The sequence below is a fragment of the Sphingomonas sp. CCH9-F2 genome (assembly GCF_001556735.1).
GTDB classification, from domain to species: Bacteria; Pseudomonadota; Alphaproteobacteria; order Sphingomonadales; family Sphingomonadaceae; genus Sphingomonas; species Sphingomonas ginsenosidimutans.
The window spans coordinates 1-4780 of record NZ_LSJO01000068.1; the positions used below are offsets into that span (position 1 = coordinate 1).

3 protein-coding genes are annotated in these 4780 nt (G+C 60.6%); all 3 read right to left on the bottom strand.

Annotated elements, in window-relative coordinates:
* Positions 1–21 precede the first annotated feature (21 nt).
* Positions 22–339: a hypothetical protein gene (locus tag AX685_RS02020; protein WP_066484872.1), complete on the bottom strand. Its 318-nt coding sequence runs from the start codon at positions 337–339 to the stop codon at positions 22–24.
* Between the two features lie 606 nt (positions 340–945).
* Complete coding sequence (locus tag AX685_RS02025; RefSeq protein ID WP_197418450.1) at positions 946–1662, bottom strand: hypothetical protein; 717 nt, start codon at positions 1660–1662, stop codon at positions 946–948.
* A 3-nt stretch (positions 1663–1665) separates the two neighbouring features.
* Positions 1666–4536 (bottom strand): HsdM family class I SAM-dependent methyltransferase, encoded by a 2871-nt coding sequence (locus tag AX685_RS02030; protein WP_197418451.1) that lies wholly within the window; start codon positions 4534–4536, stop codon positions 1666–1668.
* Between the last annotated feature and the right edge of the window lie 244 nt (positions 4537–4780).

Consider the following 4780-nt stretch of genomic DNA (forward strand, 5'->3'; position numbering starts at 1 on the left):
TTTTCGACGCCGATCACCCCGCTACCGGGGTCCTTTTTCCACGCCGATCCACACGATCACCCAGGACGACGCGGCGTGGACCCTGGTGACCGTTCGGTTCGTGAGCGGCGTCAGCGTCAGACGCTTTTCGACCGGCGACGTGCGCGTTTCCGGCTTGTCCGGCCGGACGAGAACCCTAATGCGCGCCGCATAGCGGATGCGGTCGAGCTCGACCTCGGCAAGCTCCCGCATCAGCCGGCGTGCGGCGGCGCGATCCTCGAGCGCCATCTGCACTTCGACGGCTTTTTCGTGGCGCCGGATCTTGGCCTGTTTGCGCGCCTCATCGCGCGCCTGTTTCATCACGATCCGACAGTTTCTAGCGGTTGCAGGGATGCAACTGCCGTCGGGCAGGACGAGATAGAACTCTATGGGCGGCGGGGGTGGGACAGGGCCGGCGAAGCCGCCTGAATTCGACGAAGACGAATTCATTTAATGCGCCCCCCGCCCCAAAAAATGAAATCCTTGCTTCACCGGATCGGTTGAGATGGGTCCCTTTTCCGTCGCCGGCCTAACAGGAGCCCGACCACACAATGCCGACAACGTCCTCGACTGATCCGCGGTCGGAAACCGCCGGCGAGGATGGTCATGCGTTGAAAATGTGCTTCCTAGAATGATCATGCGGGCAGCATGCCGCATATGAAATCACGGGACGATGTAACGGCTGACCGACGCGGCAGCTACGCGCCCTAATTCCGGTCATTCGGGCTCTTCGGGCCGACGCCCGAAAGCGGTCATGCAAACGGCGCAAACGGATCGACGGCATCGAGCGTCAAAACTAATCTCGATTGACCCGCTCGTTAAGGTTGCCGGACAAGTTCCGGCGATGGCCGTGATCATCGTGGATTTTTGGCATTTGGTTGCCGTGAGAGCAGGCCGGTGCCGACCGGGCGGGCGTCGATGAAGCCGTCACATCTCTATCCAGAGATGATTCATCGCGATATCGCTCAGCCCGTTGGCGCGGGCATGATTAGAATAGAGTACGGCATGCCGCCCGCTCGCGTCATGGTTTCCCAGTTCGAGGCGGTCGTCGGCGCTCCAGAGCGGCGCGGCCGTTGTCGACAACTCATCGATCCACTTGCCGAGCTCCTGCCGCCAATGCGGGATATCCCTATCTTGCACATATCCGATCATCGCCGCGAACGCATGATTGGCGGCATGGACACCGCTCTTGAAACGCTGGACTCCGCCCGCCGAGCTCGTGTCGCTGAAGAGATATTCGCGCGGATCGCGCTTCTTGGCGGCAGGGGTGGGGAGACGTTTGCATTCGATGGGCAGAAAAATGTCATACGGTGAATAATGGCGATCGCCGATCCAGATCGAGCAGCCACTCGGCTTGGCGGCGATGTCTAGATTGCGTCCGCCCTTAGAGTCGTCGCGCGTCTCGCGCTGAAACTTGAAAGCATCGAGCCCAGGGGCGCTTCGGGCCGCATCATTTAGGAAGTCGCAAAGCTGATCGGAGAGCGCGTCCTCGGCGGTCTCCGGCTTGCGCAGGCTATCGTCCCGCCAGAAAGGGAGTGCGCTTGCGATAAAGGCGACGAGCTTTCGAAACTGGGATGCGGGCAGATGCAATCCGATCCTTAGCCCCTCGGTGATAGGTCCGATCGCGCCGCCGTCTGCCAGCACGAACTAGTAACCCTGTGCCCGGAGGTCGGCGAGCACCTCGTCGGCATCGCGGAGCGCGATCGATCGCATCCAGAAGCGAAGCCGGTCCGGCTTGATCAGGAACAGCAGATTGTCGTCATAAATGCGCGCGATCCTTGTGACTGAGACGGTCTCGCTGCGCTGTTGCCTGACAACCGCATCGAGCCGCCCTCGAAGCTTCTCGCTGTCCGACCAGTCGATATTCGCTGGGCCGAAAGAGTAGGGCTGGCAGATGATGCCGGGCCAGCATTGGCTAGGATGCGCAACGAGGGGGTTGTCGGAGTACAGTTGGTTGATCGAGGCAAGGAGCGTCTCGTTGAAGGCCGGCAACGCGCTGTGGCCCGTGCTCCTCAGCACGTACGACTTGTCGCCTCTGCGAATCAGTTCGCGTTGATAGTTCACGATGTCGTGCACGAGGATGGTTTCGCTCGCGCTTAGTTCGAGATCGCCCGACTCCGGAAACGGAAGGTCGAGAACGTCGCCCGTGCTCGTTACCGTGGCCTTCTTGTTGTACAGTCGAAAGCTCGTCGCGGCGACATAGGCCGAAAGAGAGACCCGATTAGCCGACAGGAAGTCCGAAACCTCGCGCAGGGCCTTTTCATTCCTACCGGCGCCGGAGAAACCGACGATCTCGTCCGCGAAGGTCATGTAACCTTCGCTCCACACCCCGTGATCGAGGTCTTGGTGTTTCCGGACGAGAAGGAGCGGAGCAAGAAATGCCTGCTCTGACCTCGCGTCCGAAATAGGCACCCGCGGCGCGTCCGTCACCTTCGCGCTGTCGATCCCGTTCCGGCCGATCGCGCCCGGCGGGACCATCCGCTTGCCCCAGATATGATCGAGCGAATACCGGTGGGCCCGGTTTCCGCGCATGAAGCCTTGGCCGAACTCCCAGCCTTTCGCCTTGGCGAACGCGCCGAGCGTCCGCATCTTTGCCAGTCGCTGAACGAGATCGGTGCAGCGCTGGTTGCCGAGGAGCCCCGATCGCCACATGCGATGGTCGGCCAGATTCGTGCTTCGGGATATCCAATGCATGTCGTAATAGTCGATGTCGAAACTCTGCTCCGCATCCGCCTTGCCGCTCCGGCGAAAGATGGCGTGAAGAACCTTGCGCGCGGGATCGGGCTCGCCTGCGATGGCGACGACGACGACAATCTTCGTATCCGCGTCGCCCTTAGAGAACAGGCCGCGGACCGACACGAAGTCGAGAATCTCGCGGACATCCCAGCTTTGGAAAATATGCCAGCGCAGCCTTTCCGGATTCAGGTTGTAGAGGAAACCAGCCGGCTGGATCATGCTGATAACACCGCCGTCCGCGAGCAGGTCCTTCGCGCACACGAGGAAGAGATAGGCCAGTTGGTCGTCGGGCAGCTTTCCTCCGAGCGCCTGTTTGAAGTCAGCGGCGGCCTGAGATGCACCTGGAGTGGATAGCTTCGACTTGAACGGCGGATTGCCGACGATCACCCCGACCCGTTTCGTGATCAACCCCAGCTCGCGGGCTTCAAAGAAGCACTTGGCGTGCAGGGTCTCGCTCTCGAGTTCGGGAAAGAGCTGGACGCTCTTGCGAATATGCTCGGGCTCGAGCGCCTCGCAAAGCGCGAGGCACAGGCTGAATGCCGCGAGCTTGATCGCGCCCGGTTCGAGATCGACGCCATGTACCCGCGTGAGGAGCGCTTTCAAATCTGCGGTCTTGGGCCTTTCCCAATCGTTCCGCATTCGCCAATGCAGGACGAGCCGCTTATAGGCTTCCACAAGGTAGACCGCCGACCCGCACGCTGGATCGAGGATCACCTCATCGCGTTCAATCAGCCTGTCGATGCGCTCCCAGCTCAGCGCTTCATCGAGCATCAGCCGGACGAGTGCCGGCGGGGTGTAGATAGAGCTCTCCTTATCCTCGACGAAGAGCTGATAGATGTTGCTGATCAACTCGACAGGGAGGTCGCGGAACGAATAGAGCCGCCAGAAACTGCCTTGGCCATGCGCGTCCTGGCAGCCCTCGACCAGATCGGCGAAGGCCCCCAGCTGCGTGGTCTCGGCGAGTTCGGCGCGGAGGTCGGCATCCAGCTCGAACACATGTCCGTTGAAGCGCTTCTCAAGCGCTGCCAACAGGTTTACCAAGGGTGGGCCGGCGCGCATCACGTCGGCGAAGGTCTTCGCGCCAGGATGGAACTGCGCGAAATAATCGGTCTCGAGAGCGTTGCGTTCGTCGAGATAGGCGATCAGCAGCGACAGGATGAGCAGTCGGCGTTGCAGACCTTCGCTGAGTAGCGAGTCCGTCCTTATCTTCTTGTAGAGGCCGAAAATGTTGTCGACGAGGTGTCGATGCGCAGATGCGGTATCCGAAAGGAGATGCTCGCAAATCGAGGGATCGTCCCACAGGGTTCCGTTGCGCAGCCGCCCGAGATCCCACCATGCGGCCGTGGAGGTCTCAGCGCTCGATATGTCAGCGGCAATACTGAACGTGTCGTAGGCCTTGTACTTAGGCACCTCGGTGCTCTGGTCGAAGTCCGCCTTGCTCGCACAGCGGAACAGCTCCACCTTTCCCGGCGTCTTCCGATAGAGCAGTGGCACACCCCCCCAGCTCCACAACCTCTTGTGCAAGACGGCAAAGTCTTGGCTCTCGCCGGAGTGATCGCTGACGTAGATGAAGGCCTGCGCCACCGGTGATCGATTGTTACGGCTGGCCTCGAAAAAGACCGAATGGGCCTCGTAGTTCTCCGCCTTTTCCATCATCGCATATTGTTCGGGCGAAAGGTCGAGAGCGCGGAATCCCTTCACCAGAATCAGCCCGTCGATGCTGCTTTTGGTGTCCCCCTTTGAGAGCTCGATTAGCCATTTCGCAGGGTTTTCGGCCCTCACGTAACGCTCCCGCATTGGGGGATTGGTCGCAATCCTGCCATCCCCCGAGCCTGACTTAGGCCCGCTGGCGCCATGACATATGTGCGGATTCAGCGCAACATGGCCTCTGCGGATTCACGGCGGTTGTCTCCAACCCGATACAACAGCCACAACGGATGCCGCTGGCTTTTCCCCCTGATTTTACGCCATTCGTCGTCTAATCGCGCTGGTCGCAAGTCAATTCTGAGCTGTCGTTGCCGGAAGC

Coding starts and splice junctions, on each gene's coding strand:
- AX685_RS02020 (WP_066484872.1), bottom strand. CDS start 339: ATGAAACAGGCGCGCGATGAGGCGCGCAAACAGGCCAAGATCCGGCGC.